Below are 26,657 nucleotides of genomic sequence, written 5' to 3'. Positions count from 1 at the left end.
TACTCCGCAGGTTAGCCAAGTTCATTTACTAGCGCTGGTGTCAAGTCAAAAAGATCCCCCACCAGTCCGTAATCGGCGACGCTAAAGATCGGCGCTTCCGGGTCCTTGTTGATCGCGACGATGACTTTCGAGTCCTTCATCCCGGCCAGATGCTGAATCGCACCCGAGATGCCCACCGCCACATACAGTTGCGGCGCGACGATCTTGCCGGTCTGGCCGACCTGGTAGTCGTTCGGCACGAAGCCCGCATCGACTGCCGCGCGCGAGGCGCCGAGCGCTGCGTTCAGCTTGTCCGCCAGCGGCTCGAGAACCTTCGTATAGTTTTCGCCATTGCCCAGCCCCCGGCCACCCGAGACGATGATTTTCGCGGAGGTCAGTTCCGGGCGGTCCAGCTTTGTCACTTCACGGCTTACGAACTGCGAGATGCCACTGTCTGCCGCGGCTTGGATCTTCTCGATTGCAGCGCTGCCGCCCTCGGCTGCCACCGCGTCGAAACCGGTCATGCGCACCGTGACGACCTTGATCGGGTCCTGAGACTGAACCGTCGCGATCGCGTTGCCCGCGTAGATCGGGCGCTCGAACGTGTCCGCAGAATCCACTGCGGTGATGTCGCTGATCTGCGCGACGTCGAGCTTGGCTGCGATACGCGGCGTAATGTTCTTGCCGTAAGCAGTCGCGGGCGCGAGGATGTGGGTGTAATTCTTTGCGATGTTCAGCACCGTCGCTTCGACGTTTTCCGCGAGACCAGCTTCCAGTTGCAGCGCGTCGGCGAGCAGCACTTTCGATACGCCGGCGATCTTCGCAGCCGCGTCGGCCGCGCCCTGCGCGTTGTGACCGGCCACCAGCACGTGAATTTCCTTGTCGAGGAAAGTGGAGATCACTGCCGCGGCCCCCATCGTGTTCAGCGTCGCGACCTTCACCGTCGCGCTATCGTGTTCCGCAATTACCAGAATCGTCATTTGCCTTCACTCCCTTACAGCACCTTGGCTTCGGTCTTCAGCTTCTCGACCAGCGTTTTCACGTCGTGCACCTTTACACCGGCGCCGCGTTTCGGCGGCTCGACCACTTTCAGCGTCTTCAGGCGCGGGGTGACATCAACTCCGAGGTCTTCCGGCTTCACGATTTCCAGCGGCTTCTTCTTCGCCTTCATGATGTTGGGCAGCGTGACATAACGCGGCTCGTTCAGGCGCAGATCGGTTGTGACCACGGCCGGCAGCGTCAGCGACAACGTTTCCGTGCCGCCGTCCACCTCGCGCGACACAGTAGCTTTACCGTCTGTCACGACAACTTTCGACGCAAACGTCGCTTGCGGCAGATTAGCCAGCGCGGCGAGCATCTGGCCAGTCTGATTCGAATCGTCGTCGATCGCCTGCTTGCCTAAAATCACCAACGAAGGCTGTTCCTTGTTTACCAGCGCCTTGAGCAGCTTTGCGACCGCTAACGGCTGCGGGTCTTCATTTGATTCGATCAGGATCGCGCGGTCCGCGCCGATCGCCAGTGCCGTGCGCAGGGTCTCCTGCGACTGCAGGACACCCGCGGACACCGCGATCACTTCGGTCGCCACGCCGGCTTCCTTCAGGCGTACCGCTTCTTCGACCGCGATTTCGTCGAACGGGTTCATCGACATTTTGATGTTGCTAACGTCAACGCCAAGCCCATCGGAACGGACTCGTACCTTGACATTCGAGTCTGAGACTCGCTTGACCGCGACCATCACCTTCATAGTTCCATCCCATAACTGTTTATTCCAGATGCCCGATCGTGTACGGGCTCGCTCTCAGAAAGTTGCGTCCGATGAGATGCCGTGGATTGCCAAGGTCGCCAGATAGGTGTTCGCGAGAAGGCAGGCGATTGTCATCGGTCCGACGCCACCGGGAACCGGTGTGACGCAGGCGGCCACTTCTGCCACTTCGCGATAGTCGACATCGCCCACAACTCTGTACCCCTCACCGCCAACGTTCAAAACACGGTTGATCCCGACGTCGATGACACAGGCGCCAGGTTTCACCCAGTCCCCCTTGATCATTTCAGGGCGCCCAACGGCCGCCACCAGGATGTCCGCTGTTCTCGCCAGCGCGGGAATATCCCGAGTACGGGAGTGTGCGACCGTAACCGTGCAGTTCTGCGCCAACAGCAACTGCGCCATCGGCTTCCCTACAATGTTCGATCGACCGACAACCACGGCGTTCATCCCGGCAATGTCACCCAGCGCGTCACGTATCAGCATCATCGAACCCATCGGGGTGCAAGGAACAATCCCGCCCTCTCCGCTCGCGACCCGCCCGACATTCTCGGGATGAAATCCGTCGACGTCCTTCGCGGGAGCAATGCTCTCGATCACCTGCTTGTCGGAGATGTGACCGGGCAGCGGTAGCTGCACCAGGATTCCGTGCACCGCCGGGTCGGCGTTTAGCCTTGCAATCAGGTCAAGGAGTTCTTTCTGGCTGACAGTCGGCAACAATTTATGCTCGAACGATTGCATGCCGACCTCGACGGTCTGCCGGGCTTTGTTGCGCACATAAATCTCGCTGGCTGGATCGTCCCCGACCAGAACGACGGCAAGGCCAGGGGTTATCTGGTGTTGCTGTTTCAATTTTTCGACGAGCCCAGCGAGCTTTTCCCGGATCGTCCGGGAGAGGGCTTTGCCGTCAATCACTTTTGCGGACATATCGCGTCTCAATAGCCTAGAGGTCAAATCGTGTTTAGGAGAAGACGATCGTCTTGTTGTCGTCGAGGAAGACACGGTCTTCCAGGTGCATCTTCAATGCCTTGGAGAGCACCTGACATTCCACGTCCCGGCCCATCGCCTGCATCTCCGCGACGGAGTAGCGATGGTCAACGCGGCGAATGTCCTGCTCAATGATGGGACCTTCGTCCAGCTCGCCGGTGACGTAATGCGACGTGGCGCCGATCAGCTTGACACCGCGTTTGTGCGCCTGCGCATATGGCGACCCACCTTTGAAGCTGGGCAAGAACGAATGGTGAATATTGATGCAATTCCCATGCAATTCGCGGGCAATATCGTCGCTCAGAATCTGCATATAGCGAGCCAGAACGATCAGATCAACCTTCTTTTCGTAAATGACCGCCCGCAGCGCATTTTCCTGTTTCGACTTCGTCTCCGGCGTTATGGGGATGTACAAGAACCTCAGGCCGTACCTGTCCGCGATCGGCTTGAGGGTTTCGTGATTCGATACGATTGCGGCCACTTCCATATTCAGCTCACCTGCCTCCCAACGGTATAGCAGGTCACGAAGGCAGTGATCAAACTTGGAAACCATCAACAGGACCCTCCGGGCGCGATCGGTTCGCCGAACCGACCACTCCATGGTGAAGCGGTCCGCCAGCATTTCGAAACCAACCAGCATGTCACGGTCATCGTCCGTGATCTCACCGTTCACCTGAAAAACGCAGCGGAGGAAGAAGCGCTGCGCTTCCTCGTCGTCGTACTGCGACATTTCGTTAATGTAATAGTTATGTTCGGCGAGGAAACCACTGATCGCAGCAACGATCCCCGTGGTGGCCGGACACGTCACGCGCAGTGTGTAGGTGTTTGGAAGCTTGGTCGTATATGTCATGTCTATCTCAACAGGTTCAATGAACTGGATCGTGCGGTACCGTGCGCTAAAGAACCGCGCGCTCACGCAGGAAAGACTCGCTGCGGCGCGCTTCTCCGAGCTCCCTGGCATAGGCCGCTCCCGCGTAGACCGCCGCGGCAACCGTTCCCGGCGCCATCGCGTCCCCTATCAGGTCGACAGACTCGACGCCCGCGTTCTGCCATTCGCTGCGCCGAGCCTCCAGTTCGTCCATCAGCATTCGGTCTGGGATGCGCAGAGTCACGGGCACGAACGTGCCGCATGCTATGCTCGATTCCTTCCTTCCGCTGGCGAGGAGTAAGGCGCCGGAACGCCCCGCCTTGATCCTCGTCTTCGTGACACACGTAATTCCAGCATCCTCCAGACGCTCCTCGATCCGCCTGAGCTCGAGCGTGTAGTACGACCATTGGGAGACATCGGCCAGAGGCGTGACAAGCGTGACGTCGTAGCCCTTGGCGCGCAACCACTCAGCAACCGCATGTCCTACGTAATAGTGATCGTCGTCGTACACCACAACCGGCCCCGCAATTGCAGCACCGCCGACAACTGCTTCGGGTGACAGGATATGAACATGCTCCAGCCCTGTAATTCCATTCGGTGTCGCCGGCCCCACGCCATCCGTCCTCCAGTGGGATCCCGTCGCGAGCACAATGCGCTGGGCGCCGAACTGCAGAATGTCGTCAACACCAACCGGCGAGCGCCGGTAGATCTGAACATTGCTCATGCGCTCCAGCTGATAGATGCGATGATCGCGCACCCGTGCGAGGGTCTGCGCCCCATGGAGCTTCGACTCCCATTCGATCCGTCCGCCGAGATCACTCTCGCGATCAACGATCGACACCTCTACGCCCCGTTGTGCCAGAGTCAGTGCTGCCTCAAGTCCCGCAGGACCAGCGCCTATGATCAGCGCGCTTTGCTGACCGGGGAACTTGGACGTCCGCTCCGGATGCCAGGCCTTGCGCCACTCTTCGCCGATGGTTGCGTTCTGCGTGCAGCGAATCGGCACACCGTACATTTCCGTTGACGCACACACATTACAACCAATGCACTCGCGAATCTCTTCAATTCGCCCGGTTCGCACCTTTTCTGGAATGAACGGATCGGCAATCGAGGGGCGAGCAGCACCCACGAAGTCGACGAGCCCGCGCCTGATGCGAGACACCATCGCATCAGGAGACGTAAAGCGGCCAACGCCTACCACTGGCTTCGATGTGAGCGCCTTAACAAAGCCGATGTACTCGTCCTGAAAGCCCTCTTCGGCGAAACGGGCAGTTGATGAGTCGAACGACCACGGACTGACATTCACGTCCCATAGATCCGGCAACTCGCCGAGCGCCTCGATCACTGCGCGTCCTTCTTCCTTGGCGGATATTGCTCCAGTGAAGTCATGCACCGCGAAGCGGACCGCCACGGCACAACGCCCCCTCACTTCGTCGATCGTATCTTCGATCAACTCCTTCAAAAGACGCATGCGGTTCTCCAATGAGCCGCCATATTCGTCCGTGCGTTTGTTGTAGCGGGTCGACAGAAAATGGAGCGGGAGTGCTCGGTCGTGTGCGGCGTAGACATAGACAATGTCGTAACCAGCCGCCACCGCTCGCCCGACGGCGCGGCGATGTGCGGCGCGAAACGCCTGGATGTCCGCAATTGTCATGGGCATGGACTGCGTCGGCACATATGACGAGGTACATTTCAGACTGCCCGGACCCAATGCAGGTACACGGCTGTACAGGTTTCGGGCACCGAGACCGAGATGGGCCAGTTCGACTGCGGCGAGGGAGCCGTGCTTGTGAATTTCATCGGTTGCCAGCCGATGACAGGCGACGTCGTGATCGTCCCAAAGGCGATCGTTCTGATGGCCCATCATGTCCGACGTCTCATCGATCTCGCAGACTCCGGTACACACAACTGCCCAGCCGCCCTCCGCCTTCATCGCGCGAAGCGCCGCGGTTGCATGGGGCTGTGCAAAGCCCATTCCGGCGCTATGAGCGACGGCAAAGAATCGGTTTTTCGCCGTGACTGGGCCGATCTTCACCGGTTCAAACAGCACGTTGTATCGTTCATCCATCTCGAGTTCCTCAGGGGTCAGCCGCGCATGCGCTCGCTTTTCGGGTCGTAGTAGCCGCTAAACTGTAGATCTACCGAATGACGGACGCCGGCTACCTCCGCCTCGAATCCACCCTCGCGCAGCCACTCAGGGGTGACCCCGCCCTTACGTTTGACGGACGCCATGCCAAACGAGCCGCCGAGCCGGAAACCCCACGCTCCGGACGTTACATAGCCCACCAGCTCGTCGCCCTTCCAGACAGGCTCGTTACGGTACAGATACGGGCCATCGTCAAGGTTCGCTTCGCGCACCTTGAGGTTCACCAGCCGCACTTCGAGAGGCCCGGCGTCACGCTGGCGTTCCAGCGCATTGCGGCCGATGAAGTTCACATCCTTGTCCCACGCGACTGCGAACCTGAGACCCGCTTCCAGCGGTGTATCGTCTTCGCCGATGTCGTGACCGAAATGCACGAAGCCCTTCTCGAGGCGACAATGGTTCATTGCCAGGAAGCCTCCAAGGCGCATGCCACGCGGCTCGCCAGCGCTCATCAATTCGCCGAAAACGTGCCTCGCGACGTCGTTCGTCGGATAGAACTCGTATCCCAGCTCTCCAAGGAAGCTACGGCGCAACACCCAGCAGCGGGCCAGTCCGACGTCCATTAACCTCGCCTGTCCGAAAGCGAATGCCGCATTGGAGACATCGGCGTCGGTTACCTGCTGCAGGATCTCGCGGGAGCGCGGACCGCTCAACGAGAACATGGCATACGCTGTCGTGACGTCGTGGATCTGAACGTTCCACGAAGCGTCCAGATGAGCTTCGAACCAGCAGCGGTCGCGGACCTGGCTTGGGTGCCCCGTGACAACAAAAAACTCTTGCTCGGCGAGGCGCGTGATGGTGATGTCGGCCTCGATGCCGCCCCGGTCGTTCAGCCAATGCGTATAGACGGACTGCCCCACCGGTACGTCAATACGGTTGGCGGACCCGTGTTCCAGCGCCTTCAGCGAATCGCGTCCCTTGACGAGCAGCTTGCCATAGCAGCTCTGATCGACGAGCAGTGCCGCATCGCGGGCGGCCAGGCATTCGCGCTCCACCATCGGGAACCACGCCTGTCGCTTGAGGCTGGGCTCGTCGGGCAACTGTGCGCCGGGCTCGTCGAAATACAGCGGAAACTCCCAGCCGATTCGCTCGCCCATTACTGCGCCGGCTGCAATGAGTCGGTCGTGAAGCGGGAAGTGGCGCACCCCTCGCGCAGTATGTACGTGGTGGCCGGGCCAGTGCAGCGTCATATGCATGCCAAGCGACTCTCCCACCCGTTCGCGCAAGTAGCGGTCGTTGGCCTGGAACGGCAAGGCTCGCTGCGCGTGCAGCGCACCCATGCTGACGGGCGGCAGACCGTTGATCAGCCAGTCCGCCATCACCTTTCCTGCGCCGCCAGATGACAGGATGCCGTTCGAATTGAACCCGGCGGCCACGTACACACCGCCGACCTCCGCGCTCGGACCCATGTAGGCCCGGCCGTCCGGTGTGAAGCTTTCGGGACCGCAAAAGAATAACTGGATTCCGGTATTCTGCAGCACCGGCACTCGATCGAATGCTGACAGGAGCTGTGGCTCCATATGGTCCATATCCGGCGGGAGTTCCGAAAATGAGAAGCTCGACGGAATCTCCATTCCCCGCTTCGGCCACGCATTTCCCGTTGCTTCAAAGAAGCCTACGAGCAGTTTGCCGGCGTCTTCCTTGTAGTAGGCACGTTCGTCGGCGACCGTGAGCACCGGCGTCGTACGCGCGAGCCCAGGCAACGCTTCCGTCACGATGTAATAGTGCTCAGCCGCGTGCAAGGGCACGGAAATGCCGAGCCTTTTCGCGAACGCGTGGGTCCACATACCGCCGGCCAGAAGCACCCGTTCGCAGGCAATATCGCCATGCGTAGTCTTGACCGCCTGGACTTTCCCGTCCTTGACAACGACGTCAACCACAGGCGTGTTCTCGAAGGCCTTCGCGCCTTTCTGCTTTGCACCCTTTATGAGCGCGGCCGTCACGTCGAGCGGGTTCACCTGACCGTTTGAAGGCACGAATTGGCCGCCCAGCAAGTCGTCCGTTCGCAGCAGCGGCCACCGCTCCTTGATCTCCTCCGGCGTGAGGTAGAGACAAGGCACGCCCATCCGCTTGGCAGCTGAAACATTGCGACGAATCAGTTCCAGGCGCTGGGGCGTGAGCGCAACGGTCATCGACCCGTTTTCCTTATAACCCGTGGCCTGTCCGGTTTCCTCTTCCAGAGACTGGAACAGTCGCGTCGTGTACTGTGCAAGCTCCGTTTGCGCCTTCGAGTCACGCAACTGACCAACGATACCCGCAGCATGCCAGGTGGTACCGCTGGCAAACCGGTCCCGCTCTAGCAGCACAGCGTCGGAAATGCCCTTGTGGGCCAGGTGATAAAGAGTTGAAGCGCCGATGATGCCGCCGCCGATCACGACGACACGGGCACGTTCAGGCAGAGATTGAGTCATAGTAAACACCTTCGGTATCTTGAATCCGGTCGCACTAGTGCAAACGAGAGAGGGCTGCGGTACGCGCTCCACCGTCGGCCACCAGGGCTGCGCCTGTCACAAAGGATGCGTCGTCGGAAGCGAGGAATGCGATGCACGTCGCTATTTCCGATGGAACAGCCACACGGCCGAGCGCGATGCGCTGGGCCACCCGCCCAAACTCCTGTTCGACTGTCGTTCCATTCGTCTCGGCAAACTCTGCCATTTCGGCCTCGCTCATACGCGTGCGCACCCATCCCGGGCAAACGCAGTTTGCGCGAACGCCGTCGGCGCCATAGCGGTTCGCCAGGGCCCGCGTCAGCGCAACGAGGCCCGACTTGCTGGCGGCATAAGACGCCATGCCCGCCGACGCATTGAAGGCGGCGACCGATGAGACGTTGACGATCGAACCTCTCCTGCGGCGACGCATGTGAGGCAACACTGCGCGGCACATGCGCATAGTGCCGGTGAGGTTGACATCGAGGATGGTGTTCCATGTCTCGTCGCGGATCTCCTCGACATCGTCTGCCACCATCACGCCCGCTGCGTTGACCAGGACGTCGATTTGACCCCAACGATCGATTGCCATGCTCACGACGCGTTGAACGTCTTCGTCACCGCGAACGTCGAGCAACACCTCGTCCAGATTGAGTTGAGCTTTGAGCGGTAGCTTTCCATCGAACCCAATGTCCGCAGCGATGACATTCGCGCCTTCCCGCTGTAGCTGACATACGAGCTCAAGACCAATCCCGGAGGCTGCACCCGTGACGAGCGCCGTCTTGTCCTTGAAACGAGACATCCTCAAACTCCTGTAGTCGTCGGAACGCCCGACTGAATCAAACCAGTTTCAACCCAGTGGTCGAAAATGCCGAGTGCCTCTTGTACGAAGGAAGAGTCGTTGATATGCATGTCGAGCACGCGAAGATCGACAGGGAGCTTGATCAGCTTCCTGTACTCGTCGATGAACACTTGATGGCCTTCCGGATCATGCAGCGCCTCGCCAGGGGCATCCCACGCGTGGATGCCTTTCAGCGGCAGCAGGAACGCGGTTGGCCCCTTCGCCGAGTTCACTTTTTTCGCGACGAAGCCTGCGAGCTCACGACGCTCCTCGTGCGTAGTCGTGACCGATGCGATCAGGCGGTTGTGAGCGTGGTATGGGCGGCCCTTATAGGCCTCGGGCAACGGTGCCCACGTCTGCACGTCCACCATGTCGCTGGCACCGGGCGGCGATAATTTGCGGGACGCCGAGTCTGCCCGCCGTCTCCAGCCTCGAAGTCCCGGCGTTGACGACGGATCCGCGCAGGACATTGCTGACCTCACACAACGCGAAATCGAAGACTGCGACGAATGTGCCCTGCTCGATCAGCGATTCCATCGCACGGCCGCCCATGCCTGTGCAGTGGAAGACGACGGGCTCGTAGCCGCGTTTTTCCAGCTGCGGCGTAAGCTCCACCATGTAGCTAAGGCAGGATTTCCCCAGCCCCCCGACAGCAACGCGGGGCCGCGCGGATTTCGACGTCACCACCGTGCTGCACGCGCCGAGAACGGCCCCCGCCGCCTGGCTGAGGGTGGCCTTGCAGATTGAATTGAGGCCATAGAGCCCGCCGGCCCAGAGAATCATCATGACGTCGGGGGCCAGCCGATCCGGAGGGACAAGATGTGAATAGGCAACTGTAGTCACGATGAACTTCGGCATGCCGAGCGGCAGCGAAGCTGTGACGTCCAGGGCGAGATCTGTGCCCATCGTGCCGCCGAGGGCCAGCACACCCTGGACCTTCCCTTTCGCGTAGAGGTCAAGAGTGAGCCGCACAGCCCCCTCGGCCATTTTGGTCATTGCAGCATTTTCGTCGCCCAGAGTTGCTACATCTTTCAATGCCATCCCCGCGGCTGCGGCGACCTTGGCATTGGAGATTTCGGGGTCGAAGGCAGGGGTACCGAGCACACCCACGTCCATGATGGCGGCACGAGCACCTTCGCGCTCGATGCACTGCTTCATGAACTGAAGCTCGTCGGCCTTTGTGTCAGCAGTGCCGATAATCAGGATATTCAATCCCGGTTTCATTTCTGCCCTCCTGGAGATACCTTGTGCGAGGAAGTCCAAAGCTCCTCCATTGCGTACCCCGACTCGGGCAGCGTAGTGCCGCCGTCGATCACGATCGTCTGTCCGGTAATCCAACCAGCCTCCCGACTGGCCAGGAACAGCACAGCGGACGCAATGTCTTCGGGCGCCCCCGGGCGCCCCAGGGGGATGTAACGGGTGAGCCGCGCCAGAGCCTCCGGTCGGCTCAGGCGGCCCCGATCCTTCGCCACCAGCCCCGGTTCGACACCATTTACCGTGATGCCACTGCTTGCCAGTTCCAGCGCCGCGGCCTTGATAAAGCCATTCACGCCCGCTTTGGCCGCAGCGTAGTGGGAGGCACCAACCATTGCCACCCGTGGCCCGGTGATCGATGAGGTGACGATAAAACGCCCTGCCTCGCTGCGCCGAAGCGCAGGAAGGGCAGCCTGAAGGAGCCAGAAGCCGCTCGTCAGATTAAGCGCGAGGGTTTCGTCCAGGACAGGCTCATCCAAAGCGTCGAGGCCGAGCCACTGACACCCGCCTGCGTTGTGGCAAACCACGTCCAGCCGGCCGCCGGTCGCGGACAGTGCCTGATCGATCATTTCCCGAATCCCGGCGCGATCGACGCTGAAGGGAACGACGTGAGCGGGGATGCCTTCCGCTTCGAGCTCGTGCGACACCTCCTGCGCAGCAGAGAGCGTGCGATTGGCCAGCACCACCTCTGCGCCGGCGCTTCCCAGTGCATGAGCGATCGCCCCACCGATTCCTGGCCGTGCACCGGTAACCAGGGCGACGCGCCCGGTCAGTCGAAAGTGATTCATGCACGCACCTCGCTCTCGCTGCACTCCGTGACAACGAATTTGCAGAATTCCTTGAGAACCTCGACGTACCTGTCGGCGTCAGCTGTCGCGGAGGCAGGGCACATCAGGAGCATGCAGTGGAATGGCGTGATCAGCACTCCACGGTTAAGGAAATACACGTGCAGCAGGGCTTCGAGATCTCCGTCGCGCCCAGCGTTTACGTCGGCAGCATTCATCGGGGGCGCCGGCGCAAACATGGTCTCGACGCGTGCCCCCAATTGCTCCACGTACCACGGCAGCGCGAATTCGCCGAGTACCTGCCTCATGCGCGCGGCCAGACTTTCAGCGAGGCCGACCATGTGGGCGAATGCCGCTGGAGTCAGCACCTCCGCAAGCACGGCACGCACGGCCGCCACCTGCAGGGCACTGCCCGCCAGCGTGCCACCGAAACCAAGATGTGCGCTTTGACGCACCTTTGTCGGATCCACCTTGGGCACCGCGTTCCACATCCGGCGCGCGACCTCTGCGTTGACACCATAAAGCCCAACCGGAATGCCACCTCCCACTGCTTTACCAAGGACAAGCATGTCTGGCTCGAGCCCATGGAGTTGGGAATAACCGCCAGGCCCGCTGGAAAACGTGTGGGTTTCGTCGATCAGCAGAAGCGTGCCATGGCGACGGGTCGCTTCACGCAACGCCTGGTGGAATCCCGGCGCGGGTGCGACCATTCCGTAGTTCGTCATGAATGGCTCGGTCAATACACATGCAACGTCTTTTGTCGCGAGCTTTTCTTCGAGCGCCTCAATGTCGTTGAATTCGACCACGACCGAGACGCGTTCATGATCCACAGCGTTCGGGTGGATACCATTGCGCATGACCATCGTGCCCGCGGCGTCCAGCGCAACGTGCGCCTCTTCAACCGACCCGTGATAGCATCCGTTAAAAACCAGTACTTTTTCGCGACCGGTGATCATCCGTGCCATGCGAATCGCCGCGCGATTCGCATCACTGGCCGAGGTCGTAAATCCCCAATACGGCAGGCCAAACCGCCACGTCAACTCCTCCCCGACCCACGAAGCATCCTCGGTCGGCAGCATGAGCGTCGCACCGCGGTCGAGCTGCTCGGACGCGGCCTTCGCCACGGCGCGCGGTCCGTGGCCGCACATGGCGCCTGTGTCTCCCAGACAGAAGTCAACGTAGCGCATACCGTCGACGCAGCGTAGCTCCGCCCCGGATGCTTCTTTCGCAAACACAGGAAACTTGCCGGCCCAGCGACGAAACCAGTGCGAAGGAGCTCCGTAAAGGTAGTGACGATGACCTTCTTCGAACAGCTGTCTCGAAAGTGGATGCAGCCGCGCGAACTCTTCCTGTTCGCGCTCGAGGGCTTCACGGACTCGCCGTGAGCTAAGGCGAATCGTCACTGTTCCTCCACGGCCTTGAAGGCGCCCTCGAGGACATCACACAGGAAATCGACCTCTTCCTTGTTTATCGTTAGCGCCGGGGACAAGATGATGTTGGATCCCGAAGTGCGGACCATCGCGCCGCGCACGTATGCTTCCCGCGCCACCCGTGACACTTCCTTAGCCCCGCGACCGAACGCAGCCTTGGTTTTCTTGTCCGCCACCATCTCCAGACAGACCATGAGACCGGCCCCTCTGACATCGCCGATCAACCGGGACTTTCGACCAAGGTCTGTCAGTCGCTCCATCAGATATTGGCCCTGCGTTGCCGCATTTGCCGCCACGTTCTCGCGCTCCACAATCTCCAGCGCGGCGAGTGCAGCTGCTGCTGCGACGGGATGGCCGCTGTACGTGTAGCCGTGCGAAATGGCGGCGCCCGACGCGTCCCCGGACATGAACACATCCGCGACCTTGCGAGAGATCGCTGTGGCCCCCAACGGGACGTAACCGGACGAAATGCCTTTAGCGAGGCACCACATGTCGGCCTTGACGTTCCAAAGGCGTGTACCGAACAGCTGGCCGGTGCGGCCGAAGCCCGTGACCACCTCGTCGGCGATGAGAAGCACGCCATAGCTGTCACAGATTTCCCGCACCAGCGGCCAATAGTTCGGCGGAGGAACGATTACCCCGCCCGCGCCCTGCACCGGCTCCGCAATGAATGCGGCCACCGTGTCCGATCCTTGGAACTGGATCTCGCGCTCAAGCAACTGCGCACAGATCTCACCAAGTTTGATCGGATCGTCGGTATAGGGGTTGCGATACACCCAAGGCGTGTCGATGTGAAAGCAGCCCGGCAGGAGCGGCTCGTACGGACGTCGAAAATTTGCGTTTCCGTTGACGCTCATCCCGCCGAAATGCACGCCGTGATAGCCCTGCTTTAGCGAAATGAACTTCGTGCGATCACCTTGTCCTTTTAGCTTCCAATACTGACGTGCGAGCTTCAGCGCGCCCTCCACCGCATCGGAACCGCCGTTGCTGAAGAAGACCGATGCCACGCCATCGTCTTTCATCATCCCGACGATACGTGCCGACAGCTCGATTGCCCGGGGATGCGACGTGCCACGGAACGTGTTGTAGTACGCCAGTTCGTCGAGCTGAGCGACGATTGCATCGCGGATCTCTGTCCGGCCGAACCCCAGGTTGACACTCCACAGCCCCGCGACTCCATCGAGTAGCTTGTGGCCATCTGCATCCCAAACCCAGCTTCCTTCGCCCCGGGTAATGATGTCAGGTGGTGTGTCGATCATTGCCTGCGGATGGGCCATTGGGTGCCACAAGTACTTCGCATTTGCGGCCTTGAGCTCATCAAGCGTCATCCTCGTCATGCCAGTTCCTCCACCGGTAAATTGAGCCGCGCGGTAATCGCGGCGATGTTTCCTTTTACGTCCCGCAAGTCGAAGTACTGAACCTGCAACCCTGCTTTCACGGCACCGACGATGTTCCTCATCTGGTCGTCTACGAAGAGGACTTCGTCCGGATTCGTCTTGAGTGAATCGACCGCCATCTGATATGCGCGGCGGTCCGGCTTCAGGATGCCGGTATGCGTCGCATCGACGATCGCAGCCATGTCTTTGAGAACCGACATTTGCGCCAGAAACTCCGGTCCGTAAAAGAGCTCGAGTTCATTCGAAAGAATCCCGATCACGACGCCGTTCGCTCTCGCACGCCGGATCAGCCTGACCATGCCCGGCCGCACCACCGCATCAGGGTCAGTCTGCCGGGTCCTGGTCAGCATTCCGCGTACTGTCCAGTCAGGCTCTCCAATTGCGGCACCGATCTCCCGTGCGCGGATCGCCCAGTAATCCCTTTCGCTGATGTCATCGCGCTGCATGGATTGCCACAGCGAGTCAGTGGATGGATCGACCGGCCCGAGCCACGTGAGCGTTCCGGCAGGCAAGCCGAGCGTGCGCTCTGTCTCTCGATGGCGCTCAAATACCGAAACGCTGATGACACTACCGAAGTCCAGGAGCAACGCCGTGGGGATCTTTTGCGGAAACCGTGCGCGACGCTGATCGGCCGAGCCGTCTGGTGTGATGCTTGGGAGGTCGTTCACGATTGCGCAACCGAAATGAGTTTAAGGTCCGTGTAGCCAAGTAATCCCTCGAGGCCGCTCTCGTGGCCGAGTCCGCTCTCCTTGACGCCGCCGAAGGGCGTCTCCGGCTGCGAAACGCCGAAGTGGTTGATGCCAACCATTCCCGCCTGGAGGTCGCTGGATAGCCGATGCGCAAAATCAAGGCTACCGGTGAACGCATAGGCAGCGAGACCAACCGGGAGCCGGTTTGCGCGTGATATCGCGTCATCAAGATCGTCAAACACGTCCAGTACCGCGATGGGACCGAACGGCTCTTCGTTCTGGACGCGGGAGTCCAGGGACGCATGCTCAATCACGGTAGGCTCAAAGAAGTAACCGGAGCGATTCACCCGTTTCCCGCCACAGGCGATCGTCGCGCCGCGGGTGGCCGCATCGTCAACGAACGCCTGCATTTCCTGCACGCGCCGGCTCTCGATTAGCGGACCGAATTGAACGCCTTCTTCAAAACCCGATCCGATCTTCAGCGACAAGGCCCCCTTCACGAATTCATCGCGGAATGCTTCGTACTGCGCGCGATGAACAATGAACCGGATGGGCGACGCGCATACCTGACCCGCGTTGCGGAATTTTGCAGGCACTGCGAGCCGGGCAGCCTTGGCACCCTCGTAATCCTTGCAGACAATCACCGGAGCGTGGCCACCCAGTTCAGCCGTGTAGCGCTTGACATGTCTTGCCGCCTGCTCACCGAGCAATCTGCCGACACGGACAGAGCCCGTGAACGAGATCTTCGCGATCTGTGGGCTTGAGATGAGCGACGATGAAATGAATGCCGGGTCGCCAGCTACCAGGTTGACGACGCCCTCCGGCATGCCCGCATCGACAAGGCACTCCACGATCGCCATGCAAGTTGCAGGCGTCTCCTCGGCGGGCTTGATGACCACACTGCAGCCGGCCGCGAGTGCGCCACCCAGCTTGCGGGAAGGGAGGTTTGCGGGAAAATTCCATGGCGTGAATGCCGCGACGGGGCCGACCGGAACGCGCGTGACTGTCTGGCTCAACACGTTCGAAATCCGCGCGGGCACACCGCGTATGGGCAATCGTTTGGCTTCCTCTGCGAGGAATTCGATGATGTCTGCCGAGAGCGTCACCTCGCGGACCGCTTCAGCCAGCGGTTTGCCCTGCTCGAGCGTGAGAATATGTGCTATTTCCCTGGAGCGCTCACGCATCAGGGCCGTCGCCGTGGAGATGATCCGGAACCGCTCGAGCGGCAGCATGCTTGCCCAGCGGCTAAAGCTTCTTCTCGCGGCATCAGCGGCTCGTTCGAGCTCGCGGCGGCCAGCGATGGGGAGATGGCCGAGCACTTCGCCATCTGCCGGATTGACGACCGGGACAGTGCCTTCGTCAGTCTTATCTATCCACTGGCCATCAATGAACAGTCTGAGTTTTGGGTATGACATGGTGCGAGCCGTAAAAAATTGTTAGAAACATTTTCTGTCTCGCCAGGCTACCCAACAATCAACCTTTGGGTGGATTTTGCTGGTCAGGTGCTGCTCATTACCTCACGCACGGTCTTCACACTCGCTGAAACGCGCTTGATCAGCTTGTCCGAATCGTCCGCCAGCTTTTTGATTTCCGCTGCCACCACAGCGAACCCGCGTCCGCTTTCTCCGGCGCGAGCGGCCTCGACGCGTGCATTGAAAGAGAGAATAGACAGCGCCCGTATTGTTTTCAGAATGTCGTCCACATCGGAAAGAATCGCGTTCGTGGATACCGTCAGTGCCACCAGGCGCTTCTCGGCGGCCATCTGTGCCGCCCGCTCGCCTTGTACCTCTATGACCAGTCCTTCGATGAACAGGAGTTTTCCGCTATCGTCGAACACGCCACCACCTACTTCTCGTACCCATACCGATTGCCGGTCCGCCCTCCTGATGCGGTAGTCAACGGTCCACGTCTGCCTGTGGCGCAATGCGGAGGTCACCGTTTGCAAAACGTATGGCTCATCTTCCGGTTCCGTCAGCGAAGGCAGCGTCCGCACGGCGTTGCCGACGAAATCGGATGCCGGATACCCGGTAAGGGCATGAATACCCGGCGTCGCGTACACAATCGTATATTCGTCGTCATTCATACACCGATACAGGAAACCATTCATTCTCGCCGCGATGCTTTGCATGATGGCGAGTTCAAGCTCCCGTCCGGGTATTCCGATCCGCGCATTGCTGCTGGAAGCGGAAAATAAGGTGCCGCCCTGTCTCAATTGATGTTTCCCATGGCAATCGTCTGGCGTCGAGCGCATCGCGCGCTCGACGGGATCTGAGCAGCGGTCGTGCCGGAGTCAATTACTCGTCAGGACTCCGTCTTTCGAGAAAAGTGCCGGCGCCGACGCGCGCAGGAGCACGACGGCTGTGAGCGCCTCGCGATCTTGCCGGTGTTTTGTCGTCAATCGCTGCGCCTTTGCACTGCCCTCGATCAGCAGACCGTCGAGTCCGACGCCATAGAAATTCTCGCCGTTCGCAACCAGATCGGTGATCGAACTAGTCGTCCCTGAGTCGACTGCGCTCCACGTGTCTCCATCGTCCCGGCTCACGTACAGATGACCGAGCAGCCCGCCAACGAATACCGTGCCGCCCGATGCGACTGTACCGGCCCAGAGGCTGCCCTTGCCACCAGTCTGACGGTATTCCCAGGTTGCGCCGTAATCCCTTGAGCGGAGCACGAGACCTTGCTCCGCTGCAACATACAACGTCCCGTTGCCGCCTGCGAAGATCCGGAACAGATTTCGATCGGCTTTGCTCGCGCCGGGAGGCGGCGGCAACTTCACCGTAGTCCAGTGCACGCCTCCATCCTCGGTCTGGAGCATCAGTGACCACAAGCCCACCGCCCACCCGTGGAGACGGTCGGCAAAATACACCGAAAATAGCGGCTGATCCGTGGATGCGTCTGACCGTTGCAACCTCCACGTCTCGCCGCCGTCTTCGGAAGCAAGGATAACGCCCTGCTGACCCACCGCCCAGCCGTGAGAGGCATCGGCAAAGTACACGCCAGTAAGCGTCGACGTAGCGGGCACCGAACGCGCCTGGATGTATGTTCTGCCATTATCGTCTGACAGCAGCACGATTCCGTGCGCTCCGACGGCAACAATGCGCGAACCAGCACGGGCGGCGTCGAGCAACATTTGGTGGGTTGCGTCGCGCCAGACACGTGCTGGCGTAACCTGTATCTCAGTCGGCGCGGCATAGGCTGTCTGTGCAGCGCCGCAGACAGCAATGCACAACCACATCGCGATACCCTTTTGTTTCATTCCCATGATGCGCCCTTCCTAACACATGCGTCGAATCAGTGATTGAGAACGCCGGGCGCTCTCACCGGCGTGCGACGGGGGAACAGCCTCTCCAGAACGACAGCAAGCGCCGGCAATGCCGTCATCGCCATCACCAGATTGACAATGAACATGAAGGCCAGCAGTTTGCCCATGTCTGCCTGGAATTTGAGTGCCGAAAAGCTCCAGGTCGCGACGCCGATCGCCAACGTAATTGCGGTGAATATGGTGGCGACACCAACCTCGAGCATCGCATGCTCGACTGCTTTCACGATAGATTGGCCGTTGGCCATGTGCAGTTGGAGACGGTTGTAGATATAGAAGGCATAGTCGACCCCGATGCCCACTGCCAGCACCATGACCGGCAGCGTCGCGACAGTCAGACCGATCTGCAGTACCTTCATTAACCAGTAACCAATAAATGTGGCCACCGTCAAAGGCGCACAGCAGGCCACGATCGCACGCACGTCGCGATAAGCCAGAAATACCAGGATCAATATGGCAGCGTAGACATATAACATCATCGGCAGCTCGCTTTTCTGAACTTCGTCGTTGGTCGCCGCAATAACACCGGCGTTTCCTGCCGCCAGACGGATTCGGACATCTTTCATTTCATGCGTAGTCCGGTACTGCTTGACGTCTTCGAGCAGGCGGTTGAGTGTCGTCGCCTTATGGTCCGTCAAAAAAAGGTGCACGGCGCTCATGCTGCAATCTTTATTCATATATCCTTTGATCCTGCCAATTTCAGCGGATAGCCCGCCGTAGTTTCCCGGATCGATCGGCACCACGTTCATCTTTGGAAATCCCTCGTTGTAGCCCTCGTTGTAGGCCCGCAGCATTGCCGGATAGGACTGGACAGAGACCACGCCCGGCTCGCTCTTCATCGTCGAAGCGAAGTCATCTTCGAACAGTCCGACGGCCGGGTTATCGCAGGCTGAACCCGACGACTCGAAAACGACGGTCAACCAGTCGAGTCCGACATCGTAATTGCTTGCAATCGATACCGCGTCGCGATTAAAACGGGCATCCGCCCGAAGCTCCGGCGCGCCGGGCTGGAGCGTACCGATCACCCGGTCCCGGCTTTGCCATACAGCCAGCGCAAAGACAGCCACCGTGACACCCACGACTAACCAGGCATTGCGCGGCTCGGCTACCTTCGCGAGCTTCCGCAACCAGGCCGATCGTCGCTCCCGTTTGTCGAGTGCCCGGTCAGCATATGCCTTAGTGAAATTGAAAAATGATGCGGCCACTGGGAGCATCACAAGATTCGTCACGATTTTGTAGCCGACGCCGAGCGATGCCGTAATTGCGAGTTCGCGCACCATTGGAATCGGGATCAGCAAAAGCGTAACAAATGAGACAAATGCGGTGACCAATGCCAACGTGCCGGGAATCAGCAGTCCGCTGAAACTGCTGCGAGCCGCTTCCATGGTTCCGCGCCCGTGCGAGAGTTCTCGCACGATGTAGTTCACCTGTTGTATGCCATGCGAGACACCGATCGCAAACACCAGAAACGGCACAAGGACGGCGAGCGGATCCAGCCCGAAGCCGAGGAGTCTGAGCGTACCGAATTGCCACACAAGAGAAGTCAACGAGCAGATGATGGGCAGGACAGTGAACCGTATCGAGTGGCTATACCAGTACACTGCGAGTGCCGTCAATAACAGCGCGATGCCGCAGAAGCTCAGGACCGCTTTTGCACCATCGGCAATGTCGCCAATCTGCTTCGCGAAGCCGATGATCTGTATCTCATACCCAGCATCTTCGAATGGCTTACGAATACGTGTATCGAGCAGATGGTTAAATTCGACATAGTCGAGAGTCCTGCCCGCGCTATCTCGCTCGTTCAGCTCGGCGGTAATCATCGCGCTGTCTTCGTTATGCGAAACAAGTGTGCCGATATACCCGCCGCCGGTTGCCGACTGGCGAATCCTGGCCACGACCGCCGGGGTCAACTGATCCGGCGTGACCGTACCATCGATGACCGGATTGGCACGAAACCCGTCTTCGGCGATCTCGTTGACAAATGCGTTCGGTGTCCACAGCGACAGCACCCCCTGCCGGTCGACGTTCGGCAAAAAGGTGACCGCCTGCGTGACACGATATAGGCGGGTCAATCCTTCTCGAGTCCAGATAGAACCAGTCCGGGCGCGCACGACAACCGTAATGCGGTTTGCTCCGAAAAGGTCCTTGCGGTACTTCTGGAAAGTCTGGATGTATTCATGGCCGACCGGCATCTGTTTCTCAAAACCAGCCTCCATACGCAGTTGGGCCGCAAAGAAAGCCATCGCAGTGGTAAACAGGGCAATCGTCAGCATGACGATTGCACGATGTCCGAAAAAGAAATGCTCAAGGCGGAGGACGATACGATTCAGCACGGAATCTTCCCTTCAAAGGTCGCGGCGCGCACAACGGCGCGTCGTATTACAATCCCTACATGTCAGAAGTTGCGAGTGGCGAACACGCCGACAAAATTTCGATCCGCAAATGGTTGGCCCACTGTATTGTGTCCTCCGAAGAAGGCTGTGTAGTTAATGCCAGCCTGCCAGACGGCAGGGTTCTGGTTAAACAGAACGTAGACGTTGACTGACTTCGCCCCCTGCATGTAGTTGGCGATAAACGTAGGCGTATAACCGTAGAGAGCATCGGAGAATGTGATGCCTGGAGTCACCTGCCAACCACGAATCAACGTGCCGTCATAGGTCCAGTTGAAGTCGACGGTCGCGCCGATTGAACTCGCTGTACCCTGTGCCGCGATGATCGGATAGCCAAGGCTCGAACCGTTATTCAGCCATGCGAAGTAGCCGGCCGCCGGCACCTGAGTCACGCTCTGGCCATTGATCGTGCTCGTCACGCCGCTCGAGCTCAGACCTGGGTAATAGATCCAGGTCAGTTCAGCCGTCAGCACCGCCATGTCGGCATGAATCAGCTTGAGGAACGGATACTCGCTTTGCGTAAGACTGAGCTGGCCGTTGATGTCATATTGAAGCTTCTTCCTGTCGGCCCATTGCGCGCAATTAGCACCGCTCACAGCGTTGGTATTGGCATCGAGCGGTCCGTTCGCCCCGAAGCAGCCGGAAAGTGCCACAGCATCGTGGGGGCGGTACGACAGCTCGGTGCCGATTGCCCAATCTCCGAGCGCAAAATTTGCGCTCACGCCGAAAAGCTGGCGACTGTGAAGGTACGACCACTGGCTGGAACCATTTGCCAGCGTCGAAAGTACCGGTGACTTGTCGGTGTAGTTTTCGTAGTAAAAGCCAAAGTTAACGTCAATGCTCTTCGGCTTGTAGCCAAGCTTCACACCGAACTGCGGCCTGGTGTTGGTCGGTAACACTGTCGATACGGGAATGCCGATCGAGTTGTAGGGCGGACCCGCGAACTGCCCGTTAACCAGCCCCTGATTGATCCCGGCAAGGGTTGTCGAGTTTCCGCTCTGCGGCCCGGCGATCGTACCAGCATCGAGCCCGCCGACGTTAAAATTGTTCGAATTAACGGTGGCCGGCTCCGCGCCACGTCCGAAGTTGTCGGCGACAGACCAATACGAGCCGACCGGAGGATAGCGGTTTCCGTTCCACTGGAACTGATAATAGCCTTCCGTACTGAATCCATGTCCAAGCCCGGTCGCAAAGCTCAACATCGGAGCCGGTATCAGCGCCTGCTTGATCTGCGCGCCAGGTATCAGCAACGTCTGGATGTCGACAGCATTGGTGGCGTTGATGCCACCTTGTGCAAAATAGCTCTCGCCCCAGTTAATCACCTGATTACCGAAGCGCACGTGGGCAGCTTGGCCACCAACTGTGAAATCCTTTTCGACCCAAAGGTCAAGCAGGCGTACCGGATATTCGACCTGTGCCAATGCGGTGCTCGATAGAGGTGTCCGCGCAGTATCATGTACGATGAAGTCGTACATTCCCGTGCCACGGACCATTAACTTGTAGCCTTCGCTCGGCATCGTCAGCAACAACTCGCTCGTGGCGCTGATATACGTGCTGAATGGCTGGCCCTTCCGGTAGTTCAGGTTGCCATTATCACCAAAAGACCATTGATCAACGTTGGCTGCAGCACCGCACCCGTACGCATTCGGATCGCCCGTCAGCGAACAGCTTGGACTTTTTGTACGAATGGCAGCACCGGCGGTCAGGTTGGTTACCCACGAACCCGTAAGGTCCCCAAAACCGGTAGTAAAGTCGTAGCCGTACGCATTACCCGTTACTGTACCGAGCATCGCCAGTGATATTGACGCGCCTACCCCTACCCTTTTCATCCCTGATCCCCATTTGTGGTTTTTGCGGAGGGCGTGCGTCTGTCAGGCGCACGCTCATCTCAACGCTTGCGGCCTACCGTTCGCTAATAGACCGCAGGTTCTCTGCTGTGTAGAAATCGGAACTGAACTTTGGATCGGTCGACTGCTCGACGTAACGCACGTCACTTCCCGCACCAATGACACCCTGATCGGCGACATATCGTCCAGACGTCACGTTGTACTGGACGAAAGGTTCGACATCGCACGTTCCACCCAACTCCCAGACGGGAATGGGATAGCCTTCCTTTGCCTTCCAAAGCTTGCCCTGTCCGTCATAGTCTTCCCCCGCGAGCGCCAGATAGGTATCTTCGTCAAGGTAAACGACCTTCTTCTGCGACACGTGCCGCATATTCGGCTTGAGCACGGCCTCGAGGACGTACACGCGATGCAACTCATAGCGGCGGGCCGACGGGTCGACCGAGTCCTGCTTGTACACATCACCCACACTCTTCTTGAAGTCATACATCCCAAAGTCGTTGTACGGGACGTACATCTCTTTCTTTCCTGCGAGCTTCCAGTCGAAACGGTCGATATCACCGTTAAAGAGCCATGGTTCGTCAACCGTGTACTGATTTTCGAACCCGATTTGCGGGGCGTCGTAGTCGTATGACGGCATACGGCGCACACGGCGCTGTCCGGAGAAGTAGTAGTAGGTCGGAGCTTCATTGTTGGCAAAATTGAAAGTCTGCACGAGACCCTGCCCCGCGAGTGCGGCTGGCGACTCGTAGGCGAAGTAGATCGAGAACAGCGCTCCATCGGCCTGCACCGCATTTGACCCCTTCTTGCCCCAAGGGAAGTACAGGGTCTGGTGGCTGACCACATCGATCCAGTCGGAGCTTCCGGGGCGCGGCGAAACAAGCGTATTAAGTTTGTTCCACTGGATGCCCACACCTCGATAACGCGTCAGGTAATTCCAGATTGCCTGCTGGCCGGTCTTTGCCGCCGGAAAAGGCACTCCTGGCAGTACGGCATTTTGAAGATGATTACCGCTCGCATCGAGCTTTGCCTCACCAGCATTCTTTTTGATGTTGTCCTGAACCCAGTCGGGGTATCCGCAGTCGCGATGCGTTGGGTAGACCTCCATGCGGTAGCCCTTGATCTGCTTGAACAGAGCGAGTTGCCCCGGCGACAGCTTGTCTGCATACTGCGCAACGTTGTCAGCCGTGATTGAGAACAGTGGCTTTTCCGACTTGTACGGCGAGTAGTCGCCCCGCGGTTTGCCCGGCGACCAGCCCGTCGGCGTTGCCTGAACGCCCCCATAAACAGGGATCTGGCCATCCTTGCTGGCCCCCCGTTCCGCCCCGGTTACGGTCTGGCTTCCGGCACCCTGCGCCCAAGCCGCCACAATGACAGCGCTGCATACGATTGCCAGCGCGGGTTTGATATAGAAGTGCATCGCCGACCCCTCTCCAAGAGAAACTTGATGCTGGGCATGACAATCGGGCGACCCGTTGATTCATGACCAGTTGAGGCAATTCTCAGCAGCCTAAATTGTCGCCGCGATCAACCGAAGGGATGATTTGACGGGCTCCAGGTCCTATGGATAACCCCGATATGGGCGGTTGATCACTTTGGGCGTGTGCGGTATGCGTCGCAGTAGAAAGTGAAGTCGCCGGCGCCACGCTGGCGCTCGGTTAGTTGTACTGATTAACTGACGAATCGCTAATGGCTCCAATTGTTGCCACATAACTGTCGCGTTCGTCGCGTGCTTAGTTTCCCGAGGCCAACCTGGGCTGCATAAGCCCGGCCCAGCAGCCAGCGCTCCCTATTTCATATTCTCGAGGATAAAAACAGCCTGGGTGTGTCGGCAGAATATCTGCCGGCACACCCAGGCGTCCTGGCACTGAGATCAATGCCCTTCGTACTCTGCGATCATCGATACGAGGCTGGCGCGATTCGGCACGCCCACTTTCTCGTATATCTTGAGAACATGCGATTTCACGGTCGCAACACTGATGTGAAGCGAATCGGCGATGCTACAGTTTGTCTGGCCTGATATCAGGAGCTCTACGACGTCGAGTTCCCGGCGAGACAGTGCAAACTCCTTGGACAAGTCCTGTCGCAATTCCGACCTGCTCCGCCCAGTGAAACCGCGCAGGTTGTACTCAATATACTGGTGCATTGAGTCCACAACGGCGGCAACCTGCGAGCAGTCCTGGTCGCGACCGAGCAACAGACTGATCCCTCCAAGAAGTCGCGTGTCGCTCCGGAAGGCAGTCTCAACGACGTCTTCGAAACCGTGTGCCTTCAAAAAACGTACGTAGTGCTGATTTTCTGGCGTAGTGATTTGTGCGACGGTCTGACTCAACAACGCAGCACGAGCCGTCTCACTCTGCAGCCGATGATATTCGAAAGGGTCGAACTCGCACATGCCAGCCTTGTATTCGCGATGAAATGCTTCCGGGACATCCAGGCGGCGAAATTTGCAGCTTTCCGTCCGTTCCTCGACGACGTAGAACGCCAGCGCTCGGACACGCGTCATCGTTGCCACAAACTCCATCGTCTCGTCGACAAAACGCGCACCGACCAGGGGACGTTCCGAGCGGAAGCGATCCGTGGGGCGACACTCCAAGTTCTGATCACACTTCATTTAGCAGTCGTCCAAGTCTGTTATACAGGGTCGGGCGTGCACTTCTGAGCCAGACGGCGAAGCCCGCACCAGCGGCTCCCACGCCAAGCGTCGCCCACGGCACCAGTTCCGACCAAATCGATTTGCTGCCGCTCAGCAAGTCCACATGGACCATGATTTGCCACAGGCACAGGAACAGCCCGACGGATGCCATCGCCGGGGCAATGGTACGCTGCCAAAGGGAAACACCACGCCCGTTCTTCCAGAAGAAACCCACGACGGCTAATGAGGCGAAGCCCTGCACAGCGACGATGCCTACGGATGCCACGACGCTCGACCACGGCAAGAGCCCCTGCAATGGATCAACTCCGCCAAGACCGCAGGCAACGATAAAAGCCAGCCCGCTTACGGTCTGTACGATGCTCGCCACGAAAGGCGTCTGCTGCACGGCATGGGTCCTCGCCAATGCGCTCCAGATAATGCCCTCACGCGCCAGTGAAAAGAAATATCGCGAGATCGTGTTATGAAAACTGATGAGGGCCGCGAGAAGACTCGTTATCATCAGCATGCCCATCGCGTCAGCAGCCCACGCCCCGACCAGTCTGGATGTCATTGCGAACCACATATTGCCGGGATCTTTTTCAGCTTGAACCAGCGCGGCTTCGGGACCATAGGCGGCGATGATCATCCAGACCGAAACTGCGTAGAGGACCATGATCAACGTGATCGCAGCGTAGGTCGCTCTCGGAATCGTCTTCAGAGGATTCTTCGCCTCTTCCGAATAGATTGCGGTGGTCTCAAAGCCCATGTACGAGCCGATGACAAACACCAACGAAGGCCCAAAGCCGCTGGTCAACACGATGGACGGCGCAAACGATGCAAGCGGAAAACCCTTCGGGCCGCCGCCATTCAGCACTACCGCAGCATCAAAGATCAGGATGATGGCGATCTCGCACAGCATCAGAAGGCACAAAAATCGCCCGCTGAACTCTACATTACGATAGCCAAAATAGTGGACCACGAGCGCTGTACCAGCCGCACTGAGCCACCATGGCACGGCTGCGCCTACATGGTCATGAAGCCATTGACTCAGAAAGAACCCCACCATCGCGTAGCAGGCGAGCTGAATAGCGTTGTATGCGAGCAAAGCGAGGAACGCTCCGCCTACCCCCGCCGGTCTGCCTAGACCCGCAGCAATATAGGCGTAAAAGGCACCCGCGTTCCTGACATGACGGCTCATTGCCGCGTAGCCGACACTGAAAAGCAGATAGACGGCTCCGGCAATAATGAACGATCCAGGGACACCCGCACCATTGCCCATAGCAATGCTCACCGGCACCGCACCGACGAGGGCCGTCAACGGGCCATTTGTTGCAATCACTAAAAACACAATCGACGTCAATCCCAGCGCGTCCTTGCGCAGCGCATGCTCCTCGCCAGCCTCAGTCTTCATAGCGTTCCTCTCCTACATCCCTATTAGTCATGACTTTCAGAATACATATCTGTGAATGCAAGACGGTTCTTTGGCCGAAATACGCGACACAGCCATGGTTCCGGTTTGCCTCTACTTCTGGATCGCTCCTTCAGCGGCGGTCCGATAGACAGCGTAGTACGCCAGAAACACAATGGGCCGGTTCAACGACGACACAGATGCCATCGATGATGTCTCAACTGCACCGCCTAAATCATGTCATCCGACCTAGTTACCTTTTATAGCCCGGCAATAAACCAACAGCAAGTAAGTGGAAGCACCTAGCCGAGCGCACTGCATCCGGCTCCCCCATCGGCTACGCACGCAATGGGAAAGCCGTTCCGGGTTTCGTTCCTCTCTGCGGAGGCAATTGGGGGAAGCGCATGAGAGCGGCCAGACTGCCTGTTTCGTACCTCCCTATAGCCGATCTGCTTTGCAAACTAGGTCATGTGACATATACTCATTTGGCGGACGGGCGG

21 protein-coding genes are annotated in these 26,657 nt (G+C 59.1%); all 21 read right to left on the bottom strand.

Annotated elements, in window-relative coordinates:
- Positions 1-11: 11 nt before the first annotated feature.
- The 21 genes from OKW43_RS39400 to OKW43_RS39300 all read right to left on the bottom strand — a co-directional run bounded on the left by OKW43_RS39400 (position 12) and on the right by OKW43_RS39300 (position 26,160).
- Entirely contained in the window at positions 12-959 is a 948-nt protein-coding gene (locus OKW43_RS39400) for an electron transfer flavoprotein subunit alpha/FixB family protein (protein WP_429454087.1), read from the bottom strand.
- 14 nt (positions 960-973) lie between these two features.
- On the bottom strand, positions 974-1,723 hold the full coding sequence (locus OKW43_RS39395; protein ID WP_187638443.1) for an electron transfer flavoprotein subunit beta/FixA family protein: 750 nt from the start codon (positions 1,721-1,723) through the stop codon (positions 974-976).
- 54 nt (positions 1,724-1,777) lie between these two features.
- Entirely contained in the window at positions 1,778-2,668 is an 891-nt protein-coding gene (folD, locus tag OKW43_RS39390; RefSeq protein WP_187638444.1) for a bifunctional methylenetetrahydrofolate dehydrogenase/methenyltetrahydrofolate cyclohydrolase FolD, read from the bottom strand.
- A gap of 34 nt (positions 2,669-2,702) precedes the next feature.
- Entirely contained in the window at positions 2,703-3,578 is an 876-nt protein-coding gene (purU, locus tag OKW43_RS39385) for a formyltetrahydrofolate deformylase (protein WP_429454084.1), read from the bottom strand.
- A gap of 46 nt (positions 3,579-3,624) precedes the next feature.
- Positions 3,625-5,664, bottom strand: a complete 2,040-nt coding sequence (locus tag OKW43_RS39380) for an FAD-dependent oxidoreductase (RefSeq protein ID WP_429454082.1) — start codon at positions 5,662-5,664, stop codon at positions 3,625-3,627.
- A 17-nt stretch (positions 5,665-5,681) separates the two neighbouring features.
- On the bottom strand, positions 5,682-8,150 hold the full coding sequence (locus OKW43_RS39375; protein WP_429454080.1) for an FAD-dependent oxidoreductase: 2,469 nt from the start codon (positions 8,148-8,150) through the stop codon (positions 5,682-5,684).
- A gap of 34 nt (positions 8,151-8,184) precedes the next feature.
- Positions 8,185-8,967, bottom strand: coding sequence for an SDR family NAD(P)-dependent oxidoreductase (locus OKW43_RS39370; RefSeq protein WP_187638448.1), 783 nt, complete (start codon positions 8,965-8,967; stop codon positions 8,185-8,187).
- Between the two features lie 2 nt (positions 8,968-8,969).
- A complete protein-coding gene (locus OKW43_RS39365) occupies positions 8,970-9,377 on the bottom strand; it encodes a hypothetical protein (RefSeq protein ID WP_429454078.1) in 408 nt (135 codons plus the stop codon).
- Complete coding sequence (locus OKW43_RS39360) at positions 9,334-10,230, bottom strand: Tm-1-like ATP-binding domain-containing protein (protein ID WP_429454076.1); 897 nt, start codon at positions 10,228-10,230, stop codon at positions 9,334-9,336. Before OKW43_RS39360 ends, OKW43_RS39365 begins: the two co-directional genes overlap by 44 nt.
- Complete coding sequence (locus OKW43_RS39355; protein ID WP_187638450.1) at positions 10,227-11,048, bottom strand: SDR family oxidoreductase; 822 nt, start codon at positions 11,046-11,048, stop codon at positions 10,227-10,229. The genes OKW43_RS39360 and OKW43_RS39355 overlap by 4 nt, the downstream gene beginning before the upstream one ends.
- Positions 11,045-12,448, bottom strand: a complete 1,404-nt coding sequence (locus OKW43_RS39350; protein ID WP_187638451.1) for a transaminase — start codon at positions 12,446-12,448, stop codon at positions 11,045-11,047. Before OKW43_RS39350 ends, OKW43_RS39355 begins: the two co-directional genes overlap by 4 nt.
- Positions 12,445-13,803, bottom strand: a complete 1,359-nt coding sequence (locus tag OKW43_RS39345; RefSeq protein WP_376776492.1) for an aminotransferase class III-fold pyridoxal phosphate-dependent enzyme — start codon at positions 13,801-13,803, stop codon at positions 12,445-12,447. The genes OKW43_RS39350 and OKW43_RS39345 overlap by 4 nt, the downstream gene beginning before the upstream one ends.
- A 5-nt stretch (positions 13,804-13,808) precedes the next feature.
- The gene (locus tag OKW43_RS39340; protein ID WP_429454073.1) at positions 13,809-14,540 is read right to left on the bottom strand and encodes an HAD-IA family hydrolase; all 732 of its coding nucleotides are present in this window, start codon (positions 14,538-14,540) and stop codon (positions 13,809-13,811) included.
- The gene (locus OKW43_RS39335; protein ID WP_187638453.1) at positions 14,537-15,976 is read right to left on the bottom strand and encodes an NAD-dependent succinate-semialdehyde dehydrogenase; all 1,440 of its coding nucleotides are present in this window, start codon (positions 15,974-15,976) and stop codon (positions 14,537-14,539) included. The genes OKW43_RS39340 and OKW43_RS39335 overlap by 4 nt, the downstream gene beginning before the upstream one ends.
- Positions 15,977-16,059: 83 nt before the next feature.
- Positions 16,060-16,812 (bottom strand): PAS domain-containing protein, encoded by a 753-nt coding sequence (locus tag OKW43_RS39330; RefSeq protein WP_429454071.1) that lies wholly within the window; start codon positions 16,810-16,812, stop codon positions 16,060-16,062.
- A 39-nt stretch (positions 16,813-16,851) separates the two neighbouring features.
- Entirely contained in the window at positions 16,852-17,823 is a 972-nt protein-coding gene (locus OKW43_RS39325) for a WD40/YVTN/BNR-like repeat-containing protein (protein ID WP_429454069.1), read from the bottom strand.
- Positions 17,824-17,852: 29 nt separating this feature from the next.
- Entirely contained in the window at positions 17,853-20,213 is a 2,361-nt protein-coding gene (locus tag OKW43_RS39320; RefSeq protein WP_429454067.1) for an efflux RND transporter permease subunit, read from the bottom strand.
- 62 nt (positions 20,214-20,275) lie between these two features.
- Entirely contained in the window at positions 20,276-22,099 is a 1,824-nt protein-coding gene (locus tag OKW43_RS39315) for a DUF1302 domain-containing protein (RefSeq protein WP_429454065.1), read from the bottom strand.
- A gap of 73 nt (positions 22,100-22,172) precedes the next feature.
- Positions 22,173-23,534, bottom strand: coding sequence for a DUF1329 domain-containing protein (locus OKW43_RS39310; protein WP_187638457.1), 1,362 nt, complete (start codon positions 23,532-23,534; stop codon positions 22,173-22,175).
- 453 nt (positions 23,535-23,987) lie between these two features.
- Positions 23,988-24,728, bottom strand: a complete 741-nt coding sequence (locus OKW43_RS39305) for a response regulator transcription factor (protein WP_429454063.1) — start codon at positions 24,726-24,728, stop codon at positions 23,988-23,990.
- The gene (locus tag OKW43_RS39300; RefSeq protein WP_187638459.1) at positions 24,718-26,160 is read right to left on the bottom strand and encodes an APC family permease; all 1,443 of its coding nucleotides are present in this window, start codon (positions 26,158-26,160) and stop codon (positions 24,718-24,720) included. Before OKW43_RS39300 ends, OKW43_RS39305 begins: the two co-directional genes overlap by 11 nt.
- Positions 26,161-26,657: the final 497 nt, after the last annotated feature.

The sequence above is a fragment of the Paraburkholderia sp. WC7.3g genome (genome assembly GCF_050436345.1).
GTDB lineage: Bacteria > Pseudomonadota > Gammaproteobacteria > Burkholderiales > Burkholderiaceae > Paraburkholderia > Paraburkholderia podalyriae.
Note: the sequence above shows the minus strand (reverse complement) of the source record. Positions and strands in the feature narration are given on the sequence as shown.